Source organism: Bartonella sp. AP58NXGY (assembly GCF_042195785.1).
Lineage (GTDB): Bacteria > Pseudomonadota > Alphaproteobacteria > Rhizobiales > Rhizobiaceae > Bartonella.
In genome coordinates this window covers 1-797 of the sequence record NZ_JBHIOY010000191.1, presented here as the reverse complement: position 1 = coordinate 797, position 797 = coordinate 1, and the positions used below count along the sequence as shown (strand labels likewise).

Sequence of the window (797 nt, the reverse complement as noted above, 5' to 3'; positions counted from 1 at the left end):
CCTGCTAACGCCCACTGTATCGGTCCATTGCCAACCAACAAGCCTCCAAACCCAGAACAAGACCCTATAATCGGGGCGAGCGCTTCTACCTTTAAAAGACCATTTGCCTCTTTCGTTTCTACTCTTTGATAGTTTGAAGAAACATAAGACCCTTTCGCCCACAAACCTGCTTCCGCTGCTCGACGGTTGGCTAAACCCGCAAGAAGCTTTCCACCTACCTTATTCCATTTCTGTAATTCAACGGGTACGGCTTCATAATCACCTTGATTAAGCTTCTTCAACAAGGTTGACTTGCGAAAAGCAGCTGTTCCTACATTATAGCAAAATGAGACCAATGCCGCGAATTGGCAATTCGTTAACGAAACCGTGACCGCTTCCTCGACTGTCTTCTCAAATTGCTTTAAGTCCTCACAAAGGATTTCTTCCGCTTGCTTTTGCGTAATACGCATGCCTTTTTTGACAAGCGGTTGACCTGCATTGCTGGTATGACCATAACCAATGGTCCAGATACATGCTGTATCTCTATAAGCCTCTAAACGCAATCCTTCCCACTGTTTGATAAGCTCTAAACCTTCTTGCGATATCTTTCTCATCTGACGCTCCATAAAAAAAAGCCCCACAAAAGTGAGGCTGGATAAAAGTGTTTTCTTATGATCTCTATTGGCTATGCTCTTTGATCAGCTGCTCGACTTCTTCAACACGAAAGCCAAGTTGAAAGAGCGGCGCATAGTCGCTTTCTTGTAATTCATACTGACAACGCTTTTCTATAGAAGTACCGTCTAAATCAACAGGAATTT

The 797-nt window shown here is 43.8% G+C and carries 1 protein-coding gene; it reads right to left on the bottom strand.

The window, feature by feature from the left end; all coding sequences use genetic code 11:
• Window positions 1-593: lysozyme (locus ACFINC_RS10360; RefSeq protein WP_375617158.1), on the bottom strand; the 593-nt coding region annotated here is incomplete at its 3' end.
• Window positions 594-797 lie beyond the last annotated feature (204 nt).